Below are 24,019 nucleotides of genomic sequence, written 5' to 3' on the forward strand. Positions count from 1 at the left end.
GCGTAATCCCTGAAATACCGCGTTGCATTCTTCGCGGGCAAGCCTCGCTCCTACGGGGTCATTTCGCCCCCTCCAGCCAAACGGACGGTGCCTGCCCCAGCACACGACGAAACATGGTCGAAAACGCCGCCGGGCTTTCATAGCCAAAATCCAGGGCAATCCGCGTCACCGGCGTGTCCACCGCCAACCGTGCCAAGGCCAGCACCACGCAGGCCCGCTGCCGCCATTGGCTGAAACTCAGCCCGGTCTGTTGGCGGAACAGACGATTGAACGTACGCAGGCTGATATGCAACTGATCGGCCCATTGTTGCGGCGATTGGTGAGCGTTCGGTTGCCGGAGAAACGTCTGACACAACCCGAGCAACCGCGAATCCATCGGCAGCGGGATGTGCAACGGCAGGTGAGCACTGCGCGCCAGTTCATGCAGCAACAAGTCGATCAGCGCTCCGTCGCGCCCGGCCTCGTCATACTCCAGCGCAACCTCCACCGCCTCCATCAACAAATGCCGCATCAACGGCGAAACACTGATCACCTGGCAGCGCTTGCCCAGATCAACCGCCCCCGGTTCGATATACACACTGCGAGTGCTCACCCCCAGCATCAACACCTCATGCGCCACCCCCGGCGGAATCCACACCGCCCGCTGCGGCGGCACCACCCAATTGCCGTCGAGCGTGCTCACCTGCATCACCCCGGTGGCGCCATACAACAACTGCGCCCGTCGATGGGTATGGCGCAGCAACCGATGACCGTCGGGATAATCCGTACCGATGGCCAACACCGGCCGTGGCGTGTCGTCCAGCAGATCAATCGAAACATTGCGCATCGAGCGGCACCCAGCGGTTGGCGTAAACGCAAACATTATTGGCTGACTTGCTGAAGCAGGCCAAGCCCCGTCGCTCTATCGTCGGCCACTCTCAACCCATGGACGATGCGCGATGTTCTTCTACCTCTTGCTGGCACTCTTCGGCTGCATGACCGGCGTCACCGCCGTGCTGTTCGGCTTCGGCGGCGGATTTGTCGTCGTGCCCTTGCTGTACCGCATGCTCACGGCCAGCCACGGCATCGACGATCCCATCGGCCAAGCGGCGATGCACATTGCCGTAGCCACCTCGACCTGCGTGATGATCGTCAATGCACTGATCGCCACCAGAAAACATCACCGCGCCGGCAATCTCATTCGCCATTACCTGTGGCCGTTGGGCGGGTTCATCGGCTTGGGCGCGATCGTCGGAGCTGCGGCCGCGATGTGGGCGAGTGGTGAGCTGATCCGTTCTGTCTTCATCGTTTACCTGGGCGTGACCATTCTGGACTGCTTGTTCAGACGCGGTTTTCTTACGCAGTCCTACATCGAAGTCCCACGGCGATTGGGCGGGGCAGAAGTGTCTGGCGGCGGTGTGGGAATTGGCGCTATTGCCACTTTTCTTGGGGTGGGCGGCAGCGTCATGACCGTGCCGTTATTGCGCCGTTGTGGGCTGAGCATGTCCCAGGCGACGTCCATGGCTAATCCGTTGAGTCTTCCGGTTGCGGTGGCTGGGACGCTGACCTATATGGCGATGGCGGGGTTTACCGAGTTTGATCTGGGGCCGTGGTTTGTCGGTTATGTGGATGTGCTGGCGTTTGCGGTGCTGACGGTCGGGTCGCTGGTGGGGATTCGGCTGGCCACGCCGTGGATCGGGCGGATACCGGATCGGGTGCATGCGCGGGTTTATATTGGTTTGCTGCTTTTAGTGATGCTCGGCATATGCGTTAAATAGCGGCACAGACCTCTCGAGAGCCCAGGATGTTGATCTTCAACTGCACCGAAGCCGCCAGCACCTTCTTCAGCCGCGTCCACAAGGGCAAGAAAATAACCCCGGTGGAGAAACCTCCATCGTCCGTTATCGAGGACGACGAGCAGGGGGACTCAGCCGAACAGTGGCTGGTCCACGCCATTACCGTGCAACGCAAGCACGTGTTGTTCGTCATCCATGTGAAAACCCGTTATTGCATGATTTTCGCGGACGCGAAAAAGGCTGACGTGGAAGGTTTTGTTCAACGGTTTTCCGAGCGATGGATCAACGGACTGATGCGTGATGCGCTACGCCATGACGTCCTGCAATGGGTTGGTCATGACGCCATGCTGGAGCGATTTAACGAAAGCCGCCAGTACAGGCTATACAAGCGAGGTCATCGCAGTGCGCAAGGCCACATCAACGAAATTGCCTGGATCTTTGAAGATTACGCCGCAGAGTGGGGTTGTTTACCGCCAGACGAAATCATGGCTGGCCGCTTTGACGCGCAGATGAACGACACCGTGAGAAGCAACAATGGTGTCAAAGGTTATTACTTGCCGGACGAGGAGATGATGGCCCACTGGTTACGCCAGTACTGCGGCCTTGACGAGGCCGGCATCCAGGCTGCACGTGATCGGCGTGAGGAAGTAAGAAGGCAAATATGGGCGCTGGAAGCCACCCTCTCGACGCAAGATCAGCTGCTGCAGTAACGCAGTGGCTCGAATTACTTACCTGCCAACCCCGACGCTTCCCGAATGATGAAGTGATCCAGGTTCTCGATGTTGGCACTGAACACCCCGAACGTCTGTTCGGGGTGTTTCTTGCTCGGCACCTGCTTCAACTCCGGCGTCACGCCATAAAAGAAGCAATACAACTCGGCATCACTGTCGACGGCGTGCTTGATCTCCTCCAGAAACGCCTTGCGCTTGCGGTAGTTGTCGATCAGCTTCTTGCTCAGATAAACGTTCACCGAATAAGGCTTCTTCTTCGCCTCGTCCGCTTGCTTGAACCAGACCTTCTGTTCGAAATCGATGCGAAAGCTCTGTGTGTAATCCTTGATCTCCTTGATCTTGCCCCAGTAAATCAGCCCCTTGTTGTCCTGCAGGTACTCGATCTTCTTGAAGAACGACCCATAAGGCGCCGTGTGCTCGCCAATCTTCAGCGGCATGCGCTTGAGCAGATCCTTGTCTTCGAAATTCGACACAAAACACTCCACCGGATGGGCGAAGACACTGGTCTTGTCCGGTGCCGACTCCCGGCTCGGCTGCTCGACGTTACTGGCCGCTGAAGAGGGTTTCGGATCGTCCCGCATCACATCCGCCGCCACCGCTGGGGTCGACGGCTTACGCACATACTCACGCCGAGTCAGCAACAACTCCGACGGAAAATGCTCCTCCCGACCGTCATCCGACTCCGCCCCGTCCGCGTCCACACCTGACGCCGATACCTTGAGACTGACATAAGGACAATCCGCCACATGCCGGGTGCTAGGCATGTTCTTGAAATGCGGCGTGCGCACGTAATTCACATTCTTGGCGTTGAACGTTCCCAACACGTTGGCGGCATCGAACGCTAAGCGGCAGGCATCGTTGGGGCACTGGAAGTGCTCCTTGGCGGAATCGAACGCCATGGTTTCGTCGAAATTCAAATCGCGCACGTCATAGATCGACAGCTTGTCGTCGAGGCTGAGGCAGTAGGCGAGGTTGAATTTCATGGTGGGCTCGGGTCCTAGATGTTGGGGTAGAGGCTAGAGTGCACGTTTTCCTTTTTATAGGATAGGTAGGGTGGAAGTACTTTTTCACGATTTATTGTTGTGGTTTAATCTTCTGGTTGCTGGGTTATTAAGTTTGGTGATGTTGGATGCTTTATTAAGAAAGGAGATGTAAGTGCGTTTTTTTCCAAGCAGAAAGCAATGGATTGGGTGGAGTCTGCCTAGTAAGTTAACAGCGGTGGGTTTTTATTTGACACTGTTGCCTATGGTTATAGGTGGGGTGTCTTATGTTGCTGTAAAGGTGGAGAGGTATTTGTCAAGTCAGATCGGTATTGTTGATGTCGTGATGGTGGGAGATGATTTTAAGGACGTTTTTTCTAGCTTTCATTCGGATCGCAATATAGATGTCTCTTACCCATACGTGAGTGCGATACTTTCGAGTGATTTTATTGATAAGATTAATCGGGAGATTGAAAGTAATGTTTTGGATGCGATTCAAAGTAATTTGTTGGAATATCGGGTGCGCTATGAGACGGGTGTTTTGACGAAGAATCTAATTAGCTTGAAAGTTTATCAATACTATTATTACGATGGCGCGATGAACGGGAACGAGTCTGAGTTTTCTCTTAATTTTGATCCTGTTGCAGAGAGATTTTTTGATTTTTTCGACGTTTTTGATGCAAGGCGAGATGCTTTAAATGAGCTTAAGAAGAAGATATCTAGGGAGGTGAGTACGATATGTGAGTATGGTGTATTTGACGATCGTTTTGAAAAAGCAAGTTATGTGCCTAGGTTTTTTATTAAAGAAAATGATGTTGAGTTTGTATTTAGTGAGTATGAGGTTACGCCTGGGGTGTGCGGGAGCTTTGTAGTTAAATTGCCCTATAAAGATATAGTTAATTACTTGAAGGTTGATGGCCCTTTAGGTCACTTAGCTCCTGCTTCAGGAGATTGGGAGGCAGGTGGGCACTTTGTTAATAGTGTTATGGAGGAGCTAGAAAAGCTTAAATCCAAGTAATAGATCGCTTTAATCTAAAAGCTCGGGGGTCTCAAAAATAATCAGTAACTGACGTCCTTTACATACGCATACATCTGTGGCGAGGGAATTTGCTTTCGCTGGGCTGCTCAGCAGCCCAAAACTCGACAAGCGTGGTACATCAGACAGATCAAGTTGTTTGCTTGGCGAACTCTTCGCAGTCGAACGGGAGCAAGCTCCCTCGCCACAAATTTTATTCAGCCCAATTACTCAGGCTTCAACCGCTCAACCTTCATATAAAGCGAAGCTGTGAATTCATCCCGATCACTTGCATGGTGACAGCGTCGATGACAATTCGGACATAGAGCCACGGCATTGCTCGGACGATCCGAACCTTCCTGCGCCAAATGCTTAACGTGATGAACCTCAAGAAACGGTCTGCCGTCTTTTTCAAACGGAGCTGGTTGGCCGCAGCCCTCACAGATACCTTTGGCCTCTTGACGGACCCATGCTCTCACCTCCGGATCGCGAACATAGGATTTTCCGCTTGTCTGAGTTTGCTCTGGTTTCACAATCCCTTTCGGCTCACCCTTGAACAGCTGTTTCTCAAGTTTGACGGCGCGGCGCTCCAGTGTTGCCTCATCAGCCGTTGGAGCAAAATCTTCGGGCGTCAAAGTGCTTTGAGCGTTAAGTGCTTCACGAATACTGAGTTCAACATTTACACCGACATTCTTGGCGGGTTTGTACCCCTCAATGCGATCTCTTCCGAGTTCGACTAACACGGTAGAGATGTTTTGCATCCGAAACTCAACCGAACCTTTGGTGCGGCCCGCTAAGGCACCCTCGCGCAGCACGCGATTCTCATGAGCCTTATTGACCTTCTGACCGCTTTGCTCGCGTGACAACATGCTGAGATAGGCATCGACCGCAGCCTGAATCTCCGCGTCACTCCAATCGCTGTTGCTCTTTCCAGTATCCATACAATCGCCGAGGGTTGAAAACCCTCGGACGATACTGAGTGGCCATCACGGCTGTCTACGAAAATTCCTACAAAAAATAGCGATGGATCTCGCAAGAGATCCTACAAACACGTCTTCTAACCCATCGAATGCTTCGACGACTGAAATACCTGCGTAACCTTCCGCCACCAAGGCCTAACCACCGTCACGCGCCGCTGCGATTGATCGCTCAACAGGTACGGCATGTCCCGAAGCCGAATCCAACTATCATCCTGCCAATGAAGCAAACTCAACGACATCTCCGGCCAATCCAAGACACTCAACATCGGACGATCCGAATTTTCCGAGGGTTTTGCATCGCGCAAGGCCGGCACCACCTGATGGGTCAACCACTCACGCAGTAACCGATTCCCTGGAACGTAGTGATAAACCAACAGCGCATATACACCTGACTCGCTGAGTATCAGCTGTTTTTCTGGTTGCCGGAAATACTCAATCCACAAAATGCGACGCTGATCCTTATCCAGCTTGCTGACCATACGATCACTCAGATGGACGCCCATTAGGCGACCGATATCGCGGGCGCAGAACCATGGTTGATTTTCAAGAAGAAGGGCATGGAGGTGAAGGTTGTGGCGGGTGAAGATCGTCGGGCTAAAGGGATCACGCATGACCGATCGGTGTGGAGCTTCTGCAGGCATATCCATTACCTCTACGTATGAGTGGAAGAGGGCCGGAACCCGACGTAGAGGATCTAAGAAATCCCAACAGGCTGTTTCTCCCACTCACAGGATTACGCGTATATCGCTGATATCAGCGCGCGTACTGAGGAAAGGAAGTTAGCTTCTACGTTGGGCGTTTCTTAGGCACCTGCTATAGAGCTTAGAGATGCTCTGAAACGACATCAATGCGGACGGTGCTGGAATTGTTGTAGGAGTTTTAGTAGCGAAGGTCGAAATTAGTGAGAATTTTCTTACCCAATAAAAAGGCCCCGATCAGATCGGGGCCTCTTGCAATTCGATTTTTCGATTTACATCGTTAAATCACGGCTAGCTGAGGAATCAATCCCAGCTAAGTGCACCGCCGGTTTGATACTCAATAACCCGAGTCTCAAAGAAATTCTTCTCTTTCTTCAAGTCCATGATCTCGCTCATCCAAGGGAACGGGTTAGTCGTCCCTGGATACTCTTCCTTCAAACCAATCTGGCTCAAACGACGGTTAGCGATGAACTTCAGGTAGTCCTCCATCATCGCCGCGTTCATGCCCAGTACGCCGCGAGGCATGGTGTCACGTGCGTATTCGATCTCCAGCTGAGTACCTTGCAGAATCATCTGCGAAGCTTCTTCCTTCATCTCGGCATCCCACAGGTGCGGGTTTTCGATTTTGATCTGGTTGATCACGTCGATGCCGAAGTTCAGGTGCATGGATTCGTCGCGCAGGATGTACTGGAACTGCTCGGCGACGCCGGTCATTTTGTTGCGGCGGCCCATGGAGAGGATTTGGGTGAAGCCGCAGTAGAAGAAGATGCCTTCCAGAACGCAGTAGTAGGCGATCAGGTTGCGCAGCAGCTCTTTGTCGGTTTCGACGGTGCCGGTTTCGAACTTCGGATCGGAGATCGAACGGGTGTATTTCAGGCCCCAGGTGGCTTTTTTCGCGACCGATGGGATCTCGTGGTACATGTTGAAGATCTCGCCTTCATCCATGGCCAACGATTCGATGCAGTACTGGTAGGCGTGGGTGTGGATCGCCTCTTCGAAGGCCTGGCGCAGGATGTACTGGCGGCATTCCGGGTTGGTGATCAGGCGGTACACGGCCAGGACCAGGTTGTTGGCAACCAGGGAGTCGGCGGTGGAGAAGAAGCCGAGGTTGCGCATCACGATGCGGCGCTCGTCGTCGGTCAGGCCTTCCGGGTTTTTCCAGAGGGCGATGTCGGCGGTCATGTTGACTTCTTGCGGCATCCAGTGGTTTGCGCAGCCGTCCAGGTACTTCTGCCATGCCCAGTCGTATTTGAATGGCACGAGCTGGTTGAGGTCGGCGCGGCAGTTGATCATGCGCTTTTCATCGACAGCTACACGGGCAGAGGCGCCTTCCAGTTCGGCGAGGCCTTCGGCGACGTCGAGGGAATCCAGGGCAGCCTTGGCGCGGGCGATGGCGGCGGAGTCCGTCGCGGTCACGGCGCGGGCCTCTTGAGCGGCGGCACCACCGGCGCTGTCGAGGCGGTCCATGTTGGCTTCAGAAGCGTGGCCGGCATTGGCGCCTTTTACAGCGACTTCGCCGTCATCTTCTTTGTCGAATTCGTCCCAGCTCAGCATGACGTGTCGTCTCCTGCGTGAGGGCCAGTTGCCCGTGTGAAAACTGATAGGTTGGTTTTTCACACGGCCGGTTCTGGCCGCGTTGGATCTAAAGGAAATCGTTTGTTGCAGCAGTACAACGCAGGCAATAAACAGAATTTTGTACGGGTGTTCCGAAGCCGCTGATGGGCGCAGAGAATGTGAACCGCTCTGCGTGGGCTTCAGACTGGCTTTTCACCCCTGTAAGGGAATATTGCAGGCCCGTTTAAGTCCGCATTATAAGGAAATTTTCGGCCCCGTGGTGCGGCGAAATGGCACCTGGAGGGCTCGGCGAGGGGCGTTTTCAGGTTGGAGCGAGGGTTTACAGGGCTTTGGCGGAGGAAGTTTTTTTTTCGCCTGTTTCGGCTGGTTTTTGACGGTGAGGCCGGGGTGTTCGCACCGTTACGGGCAGCTGTTATGGCGCAAGCCAGATGGGGCGGGGCTTGCAGAGCAATAGACGGGGTTTTGTGGACGAGATTGTGTGCAATTCCGAGCTACAAAGGGTCTTGAAAAGCGTTGTTCAAAAAACAACCAAAAACCCCTGTTTTTCACTACATGTTGTGGTTTTGGTCGATTTTCAACCACTCCAGACACAACTAAGCCCGACCGAAGTCGGGCTGTGATGTCGCGCCGGGTTTCAGCTGAAACGAGCGGCACCCACGCGGTCAGAGCCATCAGCAGCAACTTTGGCTGCACCGATGTGATCGGCGCCATCGGCAGCGACTTTGGCAGCGCCCGTACGATCAAAACCGTCAGCCGCGAAAGAGGCAGAACCGGTGTGGTCGTATCCGTCAGAAGCGACAGCCGCGTCGTTGAAAGCAGCCGAGCCAGTGCGGTCGTAGCCATCGGCGGCGAAGGTGTTGGCGGCCAGGACGGAAAGGGTCAGGGCGAGGATCAGTTTGGTTTTCATGGTAGTGGCTCCAGGTTCATTGGCGTTGTGTGCCTTGGTGTGGAATTCATACTACGCCAGATAATTAGATTAAAAAGTGCAAATATATGCTTAAAGCAATCGTATTTATCGATACAAGGCTCGGCGCTTCATCTGGTCTCTAAAAAAAGGATGGGTCGAGCCTCAGGAGATGAAAGTGGGGCGGATCAGCCGTTGGAGCAGCCGTTACCCATGACGCTGTAGCGCAGAATGTGTCGCTGGCCTTTGGAGTCGTCGTAGACCATTTTGGCCGGGACTACTTCGCAGACGTTCGGGATTTCGCTCATCGAGATAACTTTGGCGATGTCCAGATGGGTGGAGTAGGTGTACTCCTCGACGACGGGTTGTTGCTGTGCGACATCAGTCGGGGCCTCGTCTGCCATGGCGGTTGCGCACAGACTGCTGAGGGCCAGAACCAATAAAGCTTTCATTTCAAAGTTACCTTTCTGAGGTCGAATGGGGTCACGCAATCTTTTTGGGATTGCGTGTGGAGCTTTGATAAAGAGTCTTGGATTAACTGCCTTCGTGGGGGCTGCAACTGGGTTAATCACATTGCCGTGTTGGCGAGACCGATTTTAGGCCTGGGCATGACGGGCATATAGCTGTGCTTTTGATAAACACCTTTGGCAGATTTGGTAATAATCGTCGAGCCCCCTAAAACAGTGGGTTTGGGCGCTTCGTTGCGGTATAGCCACATTTTGTAGGGGCTTGTTACTACCATCGTCGAATGGTTCTATAGGCCCGCCCCGGCTACAACTGGGGCCATACAAAAACAACTATTCCACCGAGGTAAGAAAGATGAGTGCGGCTTCTTTGTATCCCGTTCGTCCCGAGGTAGCAGCCAATACGCTGACTGACGAGGCCACTTACAAGGCCATGTACCAGCAGTCGGTCGTCAACCCGGACGGCTTCTGGCGCGAACAAGCCAAGCGCCTCGACTGGATCAAGCCTTTCACCACGGTGAAGCAGACGTCCTTCGACGATCACCATGTCGACATCAAATGGTTCGCTGACGGCACGCTGAACGTTTCCTACAACTGCCTCGACCGTCATCTGGCCGAGCGTGGCGATCAAGTCGCGATTATTTGGGAAGGGGATGACCCTGCCGAAAGCCGCAACATCACCTACCGCGAGCTGCACGAACAAGTCTGCAAGTTCGCCAACGCCTTGCGCGGCCAGGATGTGCACCGCGGCGACGTGGTGACAATCTATATGCCGATGATCCCCGAAGCCGTGGTCGCCATGCTGGCCTGCGCCCGGATCGGTGCGATTCACTCGGTGGTGTTCGGTGGTTTCTCGCCGGAAGCCCTGGCCGGTCGCATCATCGACTGCAAATCCAAAGTGGTGATCACCGCCGACGAAGGCATTCGTGCCGGCAAGAAGATCTCGCTCAAGGCCAACGTCGACGACGCGCTGACCAACCCGGAAACCAGCAGCATTCAGAAAGTCATCGTGTGCAAGCGCACCGGCGGCGACATCAAGTGGAACCAGCATCGCGACATCTGGTACGAAGACCTGATGAAAGTGGCGGGCACCGTCTGCGCGCCAAAAGAAATGGGCGCCGAAGAAGCGCTGTTCATCCTTTATACCTCCGGTTCCACCGGCAAGCCGAAGGGCGTTCAGCACACCACTGGCGGTTATTTGCTGTACGCGGCAATGACCCATGAGCGCGTGTTCGACTACCGCCCGGGCGAAATCTACTGGTGCACCGCCGACGTCGGCTGGGTCACCGGCCATTCTTATATCGTCTACGGCCCGCTGGCCAACGGTGCTACCACGCTGCTGTTCGAAGGCGTGCCGAACTATCCGGACATCACCCGGGTGGCGAAGGTTGTCGACAAGCACAAGGTCAACATCCTCTACACCGCGCCGACCGCGATCCGCGCGATGATGGCGTCGGGCACCGCCGCTGTTGAAGGCGCCGATGGCAGCAGCCTGCGTCTGTTGGGGTCGGTCGGTGAGCCGATTAACCCGGAAGCGTGGGATTGGTACTACAAGAATGTCGGCCAGTCCCGTTGCCCGATCGTGGATACCTGGTGGCAGACCGAAACAGGCGGCAACATGATGAGCCCATTGCCGGGTGCTCACGCGCTGAAACCTGGCTCTGCAGCACGGCCGTTCTTCGGCGTGGTGCCGGCGCTGGTGGACAACCTGGGCAACATCATCGAAGGCGTTGCCGAGGGCAACCTGGTGATTCTCGACTCGTGGCCAGGCCAGGCGCGCACGCTGTATGGCGACCATGACCGCTTCGTCGACACCTACTTCAAGACTTTCCGTGGCATGTACTTCACCGGTGACGGTGCGCGTCGTGATGCGGACGGTTACTACTGGATCACCGGTCGCGTGGATGACGTGCTCAACGTTTCCGGCCACCGCATGGGCACCGCCGAGATCGAAAGCGCGATGGTCGCTCACCCGAAAGTCGCCGAAGCGGCGGTGGTCGGTGTGCCGCACGACATCAAGGGGCAGGGCATCTATGTCTACGTCACGTTGAATGCTGGCGAAGAGACGAGCGAGCAACTGCGCCTGGAGCTGAAGAACTGGGTGCGTAAAGAGATCGGCCCGATTGCCTCGCCGGATGTCATTCAATGGGCGCCGGGCCTGCCGAAAACCCGCTCGGGCAAGATCATGCGCCGGATTCTGCGCAAGATCGCCACGGCGGAATACGACGGGTTGGGGGATATCTCCACCCTGGCCGATCCGGGAGTGGTGCAGCATTTGATTGATACGCACAAGACCATGAATGTTGCGTAAGTAGCATTCGGAGTCATCGAAGCCCTGCCAGGTGTTGAGTCTGGTGGGGCTTTTTGTTGTTGAAGATCAAAAGATCGCAGCCTTCGGCAGCTCCTACAGAGATCGCATTCCAGCTGTAGGTGCTGCCGAAGGCTGCGATCCTTTGCTGTTGATCTTCAACCAATAATTATCGGCTTCCACCGTGGGCCATTTCCTACTGTTACCCATCACCCTTCAAGTAACTGAATGTGTAACCGCTCGCCCGATAACGAGGCATAGGGAAACGCAAAGCCCCGTTTCAGGGCCTCTGAACCTTGCATAAAAAATTAGACACCACGCTGTGCTTGCCGGATTAGAAGGGTTTGCCAATAATAGGCCCGCAATTTGCAACATAGATCGGTTCACTGTCTTTTGCTCTTGCATGAAATTGCAGAGCTGTCAACGTGCCCAAACGGCATTCTCGGTGCTTCTGTAATTTGTTGTCGCATTGAAGAAATATCGGCTTCGGGCCTGTCGTTAGAATGCCAATCACTCGCTCGTCGTTGCCTGCGTTGAAATCAGCGCACGGTTCCTAGGACGCAGCACCGCTTTTTGGTTTAACCATTCGCATATTGGGCTGTCGCTCACTCTGCCGTTTTTGCCCTTTACCGATGGAGTCCCAAGATGAAGAAACTCGTGCTGCTTGGCGCCCTGGCACTGTCCGTGCTGTCCCTGCCGACATTCGCCGATGAAAAACCTCTGAAAATCGGTATCGAAGCGGCTTACCCTCCGTTCGCCTCCAAAGCACCGGACGGCAGCATCGTGGGTTTCGACTACGACATCGGTAACGCCCTGTGCGAAGAGATGAAGGTCAAGTGCCAGTGGGTCGAGCAAGAGTTCGACGGCCTGATCCCGGCACTCAAAGTGCGCAAGATCGACGCGATCCTGTCGTCCATGTCGATCACTGAAGACCGCAAGAAGTCCGTGGACTTCACCAACAAGTACTACAACACCCCGGCCCGCCTGGTCATGAAAGCCGGCACTCAGGTCAGCGAAAACCTGACTGAGCTGAAGGGCAAGAACATCGGCGTGCAACGTGGTTCGATCCACGAGCGTTTCGCCCGCGAAGTCCTGGCCCCGCTGGGTGCCGAGATCAAGCCTTACGGTTCGCAGAACGAAATCTACCTTGACGTGGCCGCCGGTCGCCTCGACGGCACCGTGGCAGACGCTACCCTGCTGGATGACGGCTTCCTGAAAACCGACGCCGGCAAGGGCTTCGCCTTCGTTGGCCCTGCCTTCACCGACGTCAAATACTTCGGCGACGGCGTAGGGATCGCGGTTCGCAAGGGCGACGCGCTGAAAGACAAGATCAACACCGCGATCGCGGCCATTCGCGAGAACGGCAAGTACAAGCAAATCCAGGACAAGTACTTCGCCTTCGATATCTACGGCAAGTAATCGTCCCCGCAACAAGTCCGAAATGGCGCAAGCAACAGGATCTCTGAGGTTTGCGCCATTTTTTCATCCCAACTTTCGAGGACCTGAATCATGTTGAAAGGCTACGGGGCTGTCATCCTCGATGGCGCATGGCTGACGCTTCAGCTCGCCTTGTCGTCCATGGCCCTGGCCATCGTCCTGGGGCTGATCGGCGTTGCGCTGCGTCTGTCGCCGGTGCGCTGGCTGGCCTGGCTGGGCGATCTGTATTCCACGGTGATCCGCGGTATTCCCGATCTGGTGCTGATCCTGCTGATTTTCTACGGCGGCCAGGACCTGCTCAACCGCGTTGCGCCGATGCTCGGCTATGACGACTACATCGACCTGAACCCGTTGGCCGCCGGTATCGGCACCCTGGGCTTCATCTTCGGTGCGTACCTGTCGGAAACCTTCCGTGGCGCGTTCATGGCGATCCCCAAGGGTCAGGCAGAAGCCGGCATGGCGTACGGCATGAGCAGTTTTCAGGTGTTCTTCCGGGTGTTGGTGCCGCAGATGATTCGCCTGGCGATTCCGGGTTTCACCAACAACTGGCTGGTACTGACCAAGGCTACCGCGCTGATTTCGGTGGTGGGTCTGCAAGACATGATGTTCAAGGCCAAGCAGGCGGCAGACGCTACCCGCGAGCCTTTCACCTTCTTCCTCGCGGTGGCGGCGATGTACCTGGTGATCACCAGCGTCTCGTTGCTGGCATTGCGTCATCTTGAGAAGCGCTACTCGGTAGGCGTAAGGGCGGCTGAGCTATGATCTTCGACTACAACGTCATTTGGGATGCCTTGCCGCTGTACTTCGGCGGGCTGGTGACCACCCTCAAACTGCTCGCGCTGTCGCTGTTCTTCGGTTTGCTGGCGGCATTGCCGCTGGGGCTGATGCGCGTCTCCAAGCAGCCGCTGGTTAACATGAGTGCCTGGCTGTTCACCTACGTGATCCGCGGCACGCCGATGCTGGTGCAGCTGTTCTTGATCTACTACGGTCTGGCGCAATTCGAAACAGTACGTGAAAGCTTCCTCTGGCCATGGCTGTCCAGTGCCTCGTTCTGTGCGTGCCTGGCCTTCGCGATCAACACCAGCGCCTACACCGCCGAAATCATCGCCGGCAGCCTGCGCGCCACGCCGAACGGCGAGATTGAAGCGGCCAAGGCCATGGGCATGTCGCGAATCAAGATGTACAAGCGGATCCTGCTGCCATCGGCCCTGCGCCGGGCGCTGCCGCAGTACAGCAACGAAGTGATCATGATGCTGCAGACCACCAGTCTGGCGTCGATCGTGACCCTGATCGACATCACCGGTGCCGCGCGCACGGTCAACGCTCAGTTCTACTTGCCGTTCGAAGCCTACATCACTGCCGGCGCGTTCTACCTGTGCCTGACGTTCATTCTGGTGCGCCTGTTCAAAATGGCCGAACACCGCTGGCTGGGCTATCTGGCCCCGCGGAAGCATTGATATGGAACGTATCGATCATGCTTTGCCGTGGAGCCACCTGGGCAGCGAACGCCGGATTTCGGTGTTCCGCTTCGGTACTGGCGAGCGCAAGGCCTACATCCAGGCCAGCCTGCACGCCGATGAATTGCCGGGGATGCGCACGGCCTGGGAGCTGAAAAAGCGCCTGACCGAACTCGAAGCCCAAGGCTTGCTCAACGGTGTGATCGAACTGGTGCCGGTGGCCAATCCATTGGGCCTGGGTCAACTGCTGCAGGGTAACCATCAGGGGCGTTTCGAAGCGGGCAGCGGTAAGAACTTCAACCGGGATTTCGTCGAACTCAGCGCGCCGGTGGCCGCCGAACTCGATGGGCATCTGGGTGATGATCCTCACGCCAATATCCGTGTGATCCGCCAAGCCATGAGCGATCACCTGGCGGCTTTGCCAGAGGCGAGCAGCCAGTTGCAAGGCATGCAGCGCATCTTGCTCAGCCATGCCTGCACCGCCGATGTGGTGCTGGATCTGCATTGCGATTGCGAAGCGGCGCTGCACATGTACGCCTTGCCGCAACACTGGTCGCACTGGCGTTCACTGGCTGCGCACTTGAACGTCAAGGTCGGCCTGCTGGCGGAAGATTCCGGCGGCAGTTCCTTTGACGAAGCATGCTCGCTGCCATGGCTGCGTTTGTCGCGTCTGTTCCCGGATGCGCAGATTCCACTGGCCTGCCTGGCGACGACCATTGAACTGGGTGGTCAGGCCGATACCGGTCGCGCTGAAGCGCAGGCTCACGCCGAAGGCATTCTGGCGTTCCTCGCCGAGCAAGGCTTGATCGGCGGTGAATGGCCGAAGCCTGCGCAAGACGCGTGCGAAGGCATGCCGTTCGAAGGCACCGAATTGCTGTTCGCGCCGCATCCTGGCGTGCTGAGTTTTCTGCGTAAACCCGGTGAATGGGTTGAAGCAGGCGACGAGATTTTTGAAGTGATCGATCCGCTGGCGGATCGGGTCAGCACGGTGTGTGCTGGTACGTCCGGGGTGCTGTTTGCCATTGAACGGCTGCGTTACGCCCAACCCGGTTTCTGGCTGGCCAAGGTGGCGGGGCGCGAAGCGCTGCGTCACGGGCGCTTGCTCAACGACTGACTGACTGTTTTTGTGAGAACCGACCGCATGTACAAACTTGAAGTCCAAGACCTGCATAAACGCTATGGCAGTCACGAAGTGCTCAAGGGCGTGTCCCTGAAAGCGGCGGCTGGCGATGTGATCAGCATCATCGGCTCCAGTGGCTCCGGCAAAAGTACTTTCCTGCGTTGCATCAACCTGCTCGAGCAGCCGCACGCGGGCAAGATTCTGCTCAACAACGAAGAGCTGAAGCTGGTCGCCAACAAGGACGGCGCGCTGAAAGCCGCCGACCCGAAACAGCTGCAACGCATGCGTTCGCGCCTGTCGATGGTGTTCCAGCATTTCAACCTGTGGTCGCACATGACCGCGCTGGAAAACATCATGGAAGCGCCGGTGCATGTGCTCGGTGTGTCCAAGGCCGAAGCCCGCGAGAAAGCCGAGCACTACCTGAACAAGGTCGGCGTGGCTCATCGCAAGGACGCCTACCCGGGCCACATGTCCGGTGGCGAGCAGCAACGTGTGGCGATTGCCCGTGCGCTGGCGATGGAACCCGAAGTGATGCTGTTTGACGAACCGACCTCGGCCCTCGACCCCGAATTGGTCGGTGACGTGCTGAAAGTCATGCAGGCCCTGGCGCAGGAAGGCCGGACCATGGTGGTGGTGACGCACGAAATGGGCTTTGCCCGTGAAGTGTCGAACCAGCTGGTGTTCCTGCACAAAGGCGTCGTCGAAGAAAGCGGCAACCCGCGCGAAGTGCTGGTCAATCCGCAGTCGGAACGCTTGCAACAATTCCTCTCGGGCAGCTTGAAATAATCAGAACTGCCGTTGCGCACCGGGATAGTGCATGCTTCGCAGCCTGAAGGCTGGCCCCGATCCCCTGTAGGAGCTGTCGAGTGAAACGAGGCTGCGATCTTTTGACTTTTGATTTTCAAGATCAACAGATCGCAGCCTCGTTTCACTCGACAGCTCCTACAGGGGGGCGGCAAGCCAGCTCCTACATTTGATCTTTGCTGGTTTTGCGATTTGTGTTCATTTACGGGCTAGCATTGGCCCATGCCTTCATCATTGTTCTTCGTTTCGGATCGCCTGCCCATGACTGCCCATCGAATTGGTTTCCTGATTTGGCCCAGCACTAAAGCTCTGACGCTTGCGCTGGCTGAGGAGGCCTTGCGTGTTGCCCAGCGTGTGCACCCGGACGTTGTTTACGAATTGTCGTTTTTGCAGGCCGAACCGCCGACCGACGGCGCCTGGCAACTGCCCGGTGAGCCATGGGCCGGCAAGCTCGAAAACTTTCAGAAACTGTTCCTGCTCGCCGATGAGCCGCCGACTTCTCTCGCGCCGCCGCTCAGCAGTGCGTTGAAACAACTGGTGCGCGCCGGTTGTGTGATCGGCGGATTGTCCGCCGGTGTTTACCCATTGGCGCAACTGGGTTTGCTCGATGGTTATCGCGCTGCCGTGCATTGGCGCTGGCAGGACGATTTCGCCGAGCGTTTCCCGAAGGTGATTGCCACCAGTCACCTGTTCGACTGGGATCGTGACCGCTTGACCGCGTGCGGCGGCATGTCGGTGCTCGACCTGTTGCTGGCGGTGCTGGCCCGCGATCACGGCGCCGAACTGGCCGGTGCGGTGTCGGAAGAATTGGTGGTCGAACGCATTCGCGAGGGCGGCGAGCGCCAGCGTATTCCTTTGCAGAACCGCTTGGGTTCCAGCCATCCGAAGCTCACTCAGGCGGTGTTGCTGATGGAAGCCAACATCGAAGAGCCGCTGACCACCGACGAAATCGCTCAGCATGTGTGCGTATCGCGTCGGCAGCTGGAGCGGATCTTCAAGCAATACCTCAACCGCGTGCCGAGCCAGTATTACCTGGAACTGCGCCTGAACAAGGCCCGGCAGATGTTGATGCAAACCAGCAAGTCGATCATCCAGATCGGCCTGTCGTGTGGCTTCTCTTCAGGGCCGCATTTCTCCAGTGCCTACCGCAACTTCTTCGGCGCTACGCCGAGGGAAGATCGCAACCAGCGGCGCAGCAGCAGCCCGTTCGAGTTGTCGTCGGTGCCGTCCGAGCGCGGGTGAACAAGTGCTCCACGCTCGGAGCTAAAGGCTGTGTTACTCGTCCATCGCGGAGCTGTCGGAGGATGAAATCTCCATTTCGCCTCGATTGATGACTGCTTCCACGCCGAAATCCGCAGCCGTGCCTTCAAAGTAGTCGATCAGCCGTAACAGGCTCTCCTCGGAAAGCGGATTGCCTCTCAGGCTAATGTTCTCCGCGATGTCCAATGGCATTTCCAGAATGTCACTGGGGACTTCGGTGATTGCGTTTTCGCTCAGGTCTGCCCAATCCAGTTCAGTCAGTTGTAACAGGCCATGTGGTATTTCGGTGAGACCGGTGTCATTTAGCAGGACGGTCGCCAGACTCGGCATCTGGCTCACATCCAGTGTTTGCCCCAGAGGGTTGTGGCCCAGATCGAGATACTCAAGTTGTTCCATTCCCGCTAATGCGTTTGTCGACTCCGGTGACAAACTGATGTAGCAGTCGGGCAATGACAACGATCTCAGTTGGCTCATCTTGAATACCGCATCAGGAATGTTGCCCAGGTTGCACTCGCGCAGCCTGAGGCTTTTGAGGTTGGGGAAGGAATCCAGAAAGCGCCCGATACGGGGCGCACCGTTGGCACCCCGAAGTTCCAGCGCCGACACATGGTTGAAGTCGGCTCTCAGGCTCGGCAGGTCTCCGTTGATGATGGATTGGAACGTGAGCTCGAACGTGGGCTCAAGGGCGTCGTTGAAATCATCCAGTTCGGATTCATGCTGCCAGCACCTCTCAAGAAGCTGTTTGAATTGGTCACGGTTGGCTTGTTCGACAGCCAGTTGGTTGGCATCGAAGAGGGCGCCCGTAACTGGGTGTAGGTCCGGAACGTCGGTGGCCCAGACAGACAAGTCATTTCTCAATTGAGCAAGTTCTTCTTCAAGGCGTGTCAGATAGGTGCGGCCTTCCTCCAGCGTGCCCGGCAATTCGTAGACAAACTGACTCGCTTGCTCGACGTCCATGCCGGGGTATAGCGCAGTGACGCGATCAATGTCCGCCTCGGGGGCATAGACGGACATGTCGTAAGCGGTATCGAAGTGGTGTCGCTTGATCAGTTCTCGGGCTCTGTTGGAAACCGGATTGTGCGTGAGGTGTATGCCACGCTTGTTGTACAACGAGCTCTCGAACAACCCGGCAGGCAACTCGCTGATACGGTTGTTCGTCAGCAGAAGGGTGTCGAGCCTTGGGTGTTGCAGGGCGCCGGCCGGAATTTCGGACAGGTCGGTAGCGCTCAGATCCAGGTGAGTCAGTTCGCTCATTGTGTCGATGTGGGGTGCGGTTTCAAACGGATTCTTGTACAGATCCAGCGAGGCCAGCTTCTTCAATGAAGTCAGTTTCGACCATGTGGCCGCGTCAATCCTGATGCCGCAATCGCTTAGAACCAGGGCGTGAAGGTCTGTCATTCGAGGGATAGCGTCGGGGAGGGTGGTCAGGGAAAAACGGCGTAACTCCAGGCGGCGCAATCCACTGAATCGCTGTAGAAACGCTGGAATACCCTGCACGGTATGGTTGCCCTCCAGGGATAGCAGCGACACATGAGCAAAATCTGCATTTATTGACGGCAAGTCACCGATTATCGGCTCTGCAAACTTGAGCGTATACCGGCTAGTGCCATCCGGTGTGTCGAAGTCCCGTTCGGTCTGTCGTCGCCAACTGCGCTGGATTTCCTGAGCCAGCAACTTGCGATTGTTTCTCTCGGCTTGTTGATCCAGCTCACTGAGAGGGCGTCCGGTTTCAGGATGAACAGTGGGCGCCTCATTGATCCAGGTGCCCAGGTCCTGATGCAGTCGGACCAGCTCTCTATTCAGGCGTGAGAGTTCAACGCGAGCGCCATCGGGGTGACTCTGCAATGCCTGGACTATGGACTGCAATTGCTCTTGAGACAGGTTGGGGTAAACATCTCGAACCCGGTCATTAAGCGTAGGTGTCTCGCGGCTGGCTCGACTATAGCCCTGCGTGCCACCGGGCAAGCGCATGGTGGTGGGGTCATAGTAGGGTTTGCGATGGGGATTTTTTGCGAACAATGCGCGTAATGCCGGTTGCTCCAGAGCGTGCTCGGCGATGCGTTGTTTGAATGTCCGGGCGTCTCCAGGTGAAGGGCTCAGTGCATTGCGTTGTGCATCCGGCAGCGCCTGAAAGAGGGCCTGATAGAAATCACCGGGTACTGATTCACTGTCCTGGTGAGCCTGGTAGGTCCCGTCTTCGGCACGCACCAGCGTTTGAAGTGTCGGCGCATCGGGCTGACCAATGCTGTCGCGCACGGTCCCTTCATGGGAATAATCCCGCACCTCGATACGCAGCTCGGCAGGCCAGTTGGGCAATGAGTTCAGGCTATGTAAGGCCAGCCGATGGGTATCGGTGGTTTCCAGAGCTTCGGAATAAAGGCCTTCACAGGCTCGGGTTGCGCGTACGGCTTCCATGGCTTTTTGTGCCGCGTCCTTGAGGCGTTGGGGCATGCGATTGTTGTGGAGCTGCCGTAATTCGGTGCCGGTGGCATTGCTCACCAGCTCTTGTGCAATATCGGTCGGTAGTCCCTGCACCTCGTCGAGCAGTTGCTGAACTTGCGGGTTATCCGTTTTTTCCTCTGCGCGGTAGCGCATTTCGAACAGCGATTTGCGGTACCTCAGGGCGAGATCCGCAGTCTGCTGTCGGAGTGTTTGCGTTTGGGTTTCCAGTGCCGGCACAGGAGTATCGACAGGCCATGAGTCGTATCGGCTCAGCAGTTGATATTGCATGGCCGGATCGGCCTTTCGATAGTCCTCGGGTTGGTCGCTGCCGATCTGTTCGATAAAGGTTTCAATGTCCCGATTGATCCTGAAGCGCTTGATCGTGTCTGTCAGCAGCGAAGGCGGGCGATACCGCTCGACATGCGTTTCACGCACTACGTTGTCGTGGTAACCGCTGATCCGCAGGATTTGCTCGCGCTCGGCGCTGCTGAACGATTCAACACTATGGCCGAGGCGACGCATGACCTTTTCCCGGTCCCAGTTCAACGGTTGTTCCAGCTCTGTGTGCCAGGCGCCGTGGTTGTTATGCAGTAGAGTCGGTTGATAAGCATCGGCCCGGTTCGGATGCTCAATTTGAAATGCACCCGACGTGTGATCAGGTTTCACGGCATACAGTTTTTCTTCCAGTGGCAGCAGTGTCTTGCCCCCGTGACGATAGAGGCCAAGCTGATCGGGTTTTGATCCTTCGGGCAAACTGAGTGTTTGTTCGTAAGGTGTGAGATTCGGCTGCCAGTAACGGGTTTTTCCCTCAGGTGTCGTGATGGGTTTGAATGGGGCGATAAGCCCGATAGCTTCGCGCGAAAGCAGGCGACTGAAGGCGCCGGCAGCGATGGCGCCGCCCACTGCGAAGGTGCCTATCTGGACCACTGTTTCGGCGAACGTCATCAAGTGCCCCAGCGCTTCTGTTTTCAGCCCTATGGCCAGGTCCACGATGCCTTCGAAGGTCTCGTCGAGTAACTGGTAGGCCATATAGGCCAGCATCAATTCGCCAAGAAACGGAACAAAAGGCAACGCAACAAATGTCGCGATTTCAAGGAGTGTCGAGGCCACTTTGCTGAAGGCATCCCACAATGCCCACCGTGCGTTTCGGTCGGCGGAGGCGGTGGAGACGGCGAGCGTGCTGGCGTCGTTGAGGATCTTGTTCAGTTGCCGCTGATGGAGATGGTTCCACAGGTCCGCTCTGAACGGGGTCATCGAAAACCGGAGGTTGGGCCTGTCGATGGGTGTTTCGCGCCAACTCGGCATTGGGTCGCCATGCTGGTGTGGGTGCCAGGTTACGCTCTGGAGGCGACGATTGAGATCAGCAAAAAAATGTCCCCTTTCTTTGTGGTCGACGAAGCGACTGAAGAACGTTTGGTAAGCGGGAGCGCGCAGCTTGCGGGTTAGCTCGTTCAGGAACGCCAGTGTGTCTGGGTATTGCTTGAGAGGATGCTCCGGATCGTCCGGGATGTAGGCGATGACCCGCGTTGCCTTGCGTGCCCGGTCAAGCTTCGGCGTGAACATGACGATGCCGGTCAGTGAGGAGGACATTATTGTCAGGTCGTGACAATAAAGCGGCTGACCATCCAGTCGCGCGCCCGGACGTCCTTCCACAATGCGCAGGATCGAGAGACGGGCGTCCTCTGGAATGTCGCGACGGATGTGCGCCATTTGCAGTGCGGACTTGAGTGCGGTTTTGTGCGAACCGATCACCTTCGATTTCAACACCGCTGCGGCCACCGGATTGGTCAGCCCCAGATTGTCTTCAAGGTAAGTGGTGTACTGGGCGCCGATATCCAGTTCCCGGCACAACAGGGCAAAGGCTGCGACGGTGATTTTCTGCTTGACCATCGGCAGTGTCTCGAACTGCCCTGTGGGCGACGGTTCGGTGATGAACGTCGAGGCGGACTCATAAGCATCCGCTGCGGTTTCCGATTCCTGAAAATTATGAAGGCAGGCATCGAGCAGCGAGACGGTCCAGGTACGCGCAGCGCCCGTCTTGATCCCGAATAAGGGCACTGTTTGAGGCATGTAGAGGCGCAGGAAAGTGGTTTTGACATCCAGTTCCAGGTCAAACCGGGTTTTCAGGGCTGCGCTCAAAAGGGGGGCGGCAAAGTCTCGTGCGTTTTGCAGCTTCGACAGCATCGAATCCAGGCGATTTCGATGGGTCCAGTGTTCCTGGCTGAGTTTTTTCAGCGATTCATATTGCGACGGCGTCGCGGTGCCATGCCAGTCCGGCACCGCAAGCGAGGCTTGTTTGAGGGCGCTACGTGTACCAGGCGAGGCTTCTAATACCCAGCTCGGCAGATTATTGAACAGGTGATGGTAGTGATCGTCCGGTTGTGTGGTGGATTCACTGACGGCGACAGTGGAAGGGCGATCATTTTCGTATCGGCTCATGCGCTATTCCCTTAGCGTTTTGATTGGCCGCCAGCAAAACAGATCATGATGTGTCTGGTGCGGTACATAATTACCGCACTGTCCGACAACCCTGCCTATAACCTGTGTCGACAGTTTAAACTGCGCCTTTGCGACGGTATTTGTCGCATTGCCGTAAACCCGGGCAAAACCGGTGTTTGCGCTATAAGAAGTTGTCGCTTGGCGGCAAGGCCGGGCTGAAAACTGTCCTTACAATCCCCTCATCGCTCGCCAGTTTCAGGCGAGTGTTCCTCATCAGGAGACTCCGATGTCCGTTGAGCACGCTGCGGTAGAACGCGCCGATTTTGACCAGGTAATGGTTCCCAACTATGCGCCTGCCGCTTTCATTCCTGTGCGTGGCGCCGGTTCCCGTGTTTGGGACCAGTCTGGCCGCGAGCTGATCGACTTCGCCGGCGGGATTGCCGTTAACGTATTGGGCCATGCGCACCCGGCGCTGGTCGCTGCATTGACCGAACAGGCGAACAAGCTGTGGCACGTGTCCAACGTGTTCACCAATGAGCCGGCCTTGCGCCTGGCCCATAAGCTGGTCGACGCCACGTTTGCCGATCGTGTGTTCTTCTGCAACTCCGGCGCCGAAGCCAACGAGGCCGCTTTCAAGCTGGCCCGTCGCGTGGCCCATGACCGTTTCGGTACCGAGAAGTACGAAATCGTTGCCGCGCTCAACAGCTTCCACGGCCGTACCCTGTTCACCGTGAACGTTGGTGGCCAGTCGAAGTATTCCGACGGTTTCGGTCCGAAGATCACCGGCATCACCCACGTGCCTTACAACGATCTGGCCGCGCTGAAAGCCGCTGTTTCCGACAAGACCTGCGCGGTGGTGCTGGAGCCGATCCAGGGCGAAGGCGGCGTACTGCCGGCCGAGCTGTCTTACCTGCAAGGCGCCCGTGAACTGTGCGATGCGCACAACGCGCTGCTGGTCTTCGACGAAGTCCAGACCGGCATGGGCCGCAGCGGTGAGCTGTTCGCCTACATGCATTACGGCGTGACCCCGGACATCCTGACCAGTGCCAAGAGCCTGGGCGGCGGTTTCCCGATCGCAGCGATGCTGACCACTGAAGACCTGGCTAAACATCTGGTTGTCGGCACCCATGGCACCACTTACGGCGGTAACCCGCTGGCGTGTGCTGTCGCTGAAGCAGTGATCGATGTGATCAACACGCCCGAAGTGCTGAACGGTGTCAAAACCAAGCACGACAAGTTCAAGTCCCGTCTTGAGCAGATCGGCGAGAAATACGGCCTTTTCACTCAGGTCCGTGGCCTGGGCCTGCTGCTTGGTTGCGTGCTGAGCGACGCCTGGAAAGGCAAGGCCAAGGACATCTTCAACGCCGCCGAGCGTGAAGGCCTGATGATTCTGCAAGCCGGCCCGGATGTGATTCGTTTCGCGCCAAGCCTGGTGGTTGAAGACGCCGATATCGATGCCGGTCTGGACCGCTTCGAACGCGCCGTGGCCAAGCTGACGCAAGCCTGATTCATACAGTGCTCCTCAGCGCCTATCGTAATAGATAGGCGTTGAGATTATTTCCTGTGCCGGGCCTGCCCGGCATTTTTTTCCCCGAGTTGGCGCAATTCGCCAACCTGATGTTAAGAAAGG

At 56.5% G+C, this 24,019-nt stretch carries 19 protein-coding genes; 11 read left to right on the forward strand and 8 right to left on the reverse strand.

Features of this window, described 5'->3' with window-relative positions; translation table 11 throughout:
- Positions 1-58: 58 nt before the first annotated feature.
- Complete coding sequence (locus LOY36_RS06465; RefSeq protein WP_258672662.1) at positions 59-826, reverse strand: helix-turn-helix domain-containing protein; 768 nt, start codon at positions 824-826, stop codon at positions 59-61.
- Between the two features lie 112 nt (positions 827-938).
- Here LOY36_RS06465 and LOY36_RS06470 point away from each other — a divergent pair, with 112 nt between their 5' ends.
- Together LOY36_RS06470 and LOY36_RS06475 are read left to right on the forward strand one after the other, a co-directional pair.
- A complete protein-coding gene (locus LOY36_RS06470; protein WP_258672664.1) occupies positions 939-1,757 on the forward strand; it encodes a sulfite exporter TauE/SafE family protein in 819 nt (272 codons plus the stop codon).
- A 26-nt stretch (positions 1,758-1,783) separates the two neighbouring features.
- Positions 1,784-2,485 (forward strand): DUF6933 domain-containing protein, encoded by a 702-nt coding sequence (locus tag LOY36_RS06475; RefSeq protein WP_258672666.1) that lies wholly within the window; start codon positions 1,784-1,786, stop codon positions 2,483-2,485.
- Between the two features lie 14 nt (positions 2,486-2,499).
- Here LOY36_RS06475 and LOY36_RS06480 read toward each other — a convergent pair whose 3' ends face one another.
- A complete protein-coding gene (locus tag LOY36_RS06480; RefSeq protein WP_258672667.1) occupies positions 2,500-3,489 on the reverse strand; it encodes a hypothetical protein in 990 nt (329 codons plus the stop codon).
- A gap of 172 nt (positions 3,490-3,661) precedes the next feature.
- Between LOY36_RS06480 and LOY36_RS06485 the strand changes: the two genes are divergently transcribed.
- Complete coding sequence (locus LOY36_RS06485; protein WP_258672668.1) at positions 3,662-4,504, forward strand: DUF3298 and DUF4163 domain-containing protein; 843 nt, start codon at positions 3,662-3,664, stop codon at positions 4,502-4,504.
- A 224-nt stretch (positions 4,505-4,728) separates the two neighbouring features.
- Here the strand turns inward: LOY36_RS06485 and LOY36_RS06490 are convergent, their stop codons facing one another.
- The 5 genes from LOY36_RS06490 to LOY36_RS06510 form a co-directional block, all read right to left on the reverse strand.
- Positions 4,729-5,442 carry an HNH endonuclease signature motif containing protein gene (locus LOY36_RS06490; RefSeq protein ID WP_258672670.1) on the reverse strand — a complete coding sequence of 238 codons (714 nt, stop codon included), beginning with the start codon at positions 5,440-5,442 and terminating at the stop codon, positions 4,729-4,731.
- 116 nt (positions 5,443-5,558) lie between these two features.
- Positions 5,559-6,092, reverse strand: a complete 534-nt coding sequence (locus tag LOY36_RS06495; RefSeq protein ID WP_258672673.1) for a Bro-N domain-containing protein — start codon at positions 6,090-6,092, stop codon at positions 5,559-5,561.
- Positions 6,093-6,482: 390 nt separating this feature from the next.
- Positions 6,483-7,733 (reverse strand): ribonucleotide-diphosphate reductase subunit beta, encoded by a 1,251-nt coding sequence (locus tag LOY36_RS06500; RefSeq protein ID WP_007934889.1) that lies wholly within the window; start codon positions 7,731-7,733, stop codon positions 6,483-6,485.
- 655 nt (positions 7,734-8,388) lie between these two features.
- Positions 8,389-8,661, reverse strand: coding sequence for a hypothetical protein (locus LOY36_RS06505; protein ID WP_028939372.1), 273 nt, complete (start codon positions 8,659-8,661; stop codon positions 8,389-8,391).
- 185 nt (positions 8,662-8,846) lie between these two features.
- Entirely contained in the window at positions 8,847-9,110 is a 264-nt protein-coding gene (locus tag LOY36_RS06510) for a DUF2790 domain-containing protein (protein ID WP_258672676.1), read from the reverse strand.
- A gap of 367 nt (positions 9,111-9,477) precedes the next feature.
- On the opposite strand from LOY36_RS06510, the gene acs reads away from it, so the two are divergent.
- The 7 genes from acs to LOY36_RS06545 all read left to right on the forward strand — a co-directional run bounded on the left by acs (position 9,478) and on the right by LOY36_RS06545 (position 17,490).
- Positions 9,478-11,433 carry an acetate--CoA ligase gene (gene acs / locus LOY36_RS06515; RefSeq protein ID WP_019582878.1) on the forward strand — a complete coding sequence of 652 codons (1,956 nt, stop codon included), beginning with the start codon at positions 9,478-9,480 and terminating at the stop codon, positions 11,431-11,433.
- Between the two features lie 642 nt (positions 11,434-12,075).
- On the forward strand, positions 12,076-12,849 hold the full coding sequence (locus tag LOY36_RS06520) for an ABC transporter substrate-binding protein (protein ID WP_019651761.1): 774 nt from the start codon (positions 12,076-12,078) through the stop codon (positions 12,847-12,849).
- Between the two features lie 90 nt (positions 12,850-12,939).
- On the forward strand, positions 12,940-13,629 hold the full coding sequence (locus tag LOY36_RS06525) for an ABC transporter permease (protein ID WP_007934894.1): 690 nt from the start codon (positions 12,940-12,942) through the stop codon (positions 13,627-13,629).
- Complete coding sequence (locus LOY36_RS06530; protein WP_018926395.1) at positions 13,626-14,324, forward strand: ABC transporter permease; 699 nt, start codon at positions 13,626-13,628, stop codon at positions 14,322-14,324. Before LOY36_RS06525 ends, LOY36_RS06530 begins: the two co-directional genes overlap by 4 nt.
- A gap of 1 nt (position 14,325) precedes the next feature.
- Positions 14,326-15,438 carry a succinylglutamate desuccinylase/aspartoacylase family protein gene (locus tag LOY36_RS06535; RefSeq protein WP_258672677.1) on the forward strand — a complete coding sequence of 371 codons (1,113 nt, stop codon included), beginning with the start codon at positions 14,326-14,328 and terminating at the stop codon, positions 15,436-15,438.
- A gap of 27 nt (positions 15,439-15,465) precedes the next feature.
- Positions 15,466-16,230: an ABC transporter ATP-binding protein gene (locus LOY36_RS06540; protein WP_007971015.1), complete on the forward strand. Its 765-nt coding sequence runs from the start codon at positions 15,466-15,468 to the stop codon at positions 16,228-16,230.
- 279 nt (positions 16,231-16,509) lie between these two features.
- The gene (locus tag LOY36_RS06545) at positions 16,510-17,490 is read left to right on the forward strand and encodes a GlxA family transcriptional regulator (RefSeq protein ID WP_007934898.1); all 981 of its coding nucleotides are present in this window, start codon (positions 16,510-16,512) and stop codon (positions 17,488-17,490) included.
- Between the two features lie 33 nt (positions 17,491-17,523).
- Here LOY36_RS06545 and LOY36_RS06550 read toward each other — a convergent pair whose 3' ends face one another.
- Positions 17,524-22,389 (reverse strand): dermonecrotic toxin domain-containing protein, encoded by a 4,866-nt coding sequence (locus tag LOY36_RS06550; RefSeq protein WP_258672679.1) that lies wholly within the window; start codon positions 22,387-22,389, stop codon positions 17,524-17,526.
- Between the two features lie 286 nt (positions 22,390-22,675).
- Here LOY36_RS06550 and LOY36_RS06555 point away from each other — a divergent pair, with 286 nt between their 5' ends.
- Positions 22,676-23,896 carry an aspartate aminotransferase family protein gene (locus LOY36_RS06555; RefSeq protein ID WP_019651764.1) on the forward strand — a complete coding sequence of 407 codons (1,221 nt, stop codon included), beginning with the start codon at positions 22,676-22,678 and terminating at the stop codon, positions 23,894-23,896.
- The last annotated feature ends 123 nt before the right edge of the window (positions 23,897-24,019 follow it).

The organism is Pseudomonas sp. B21-019, assembly GCF_024749225.1.
Taxonomy (GTDB): Bacteria; Pseudomonadota; Gammaproteobacteria; order Pseudomonadales; family Pseudomonadaceae; genus Aquipseudomonas.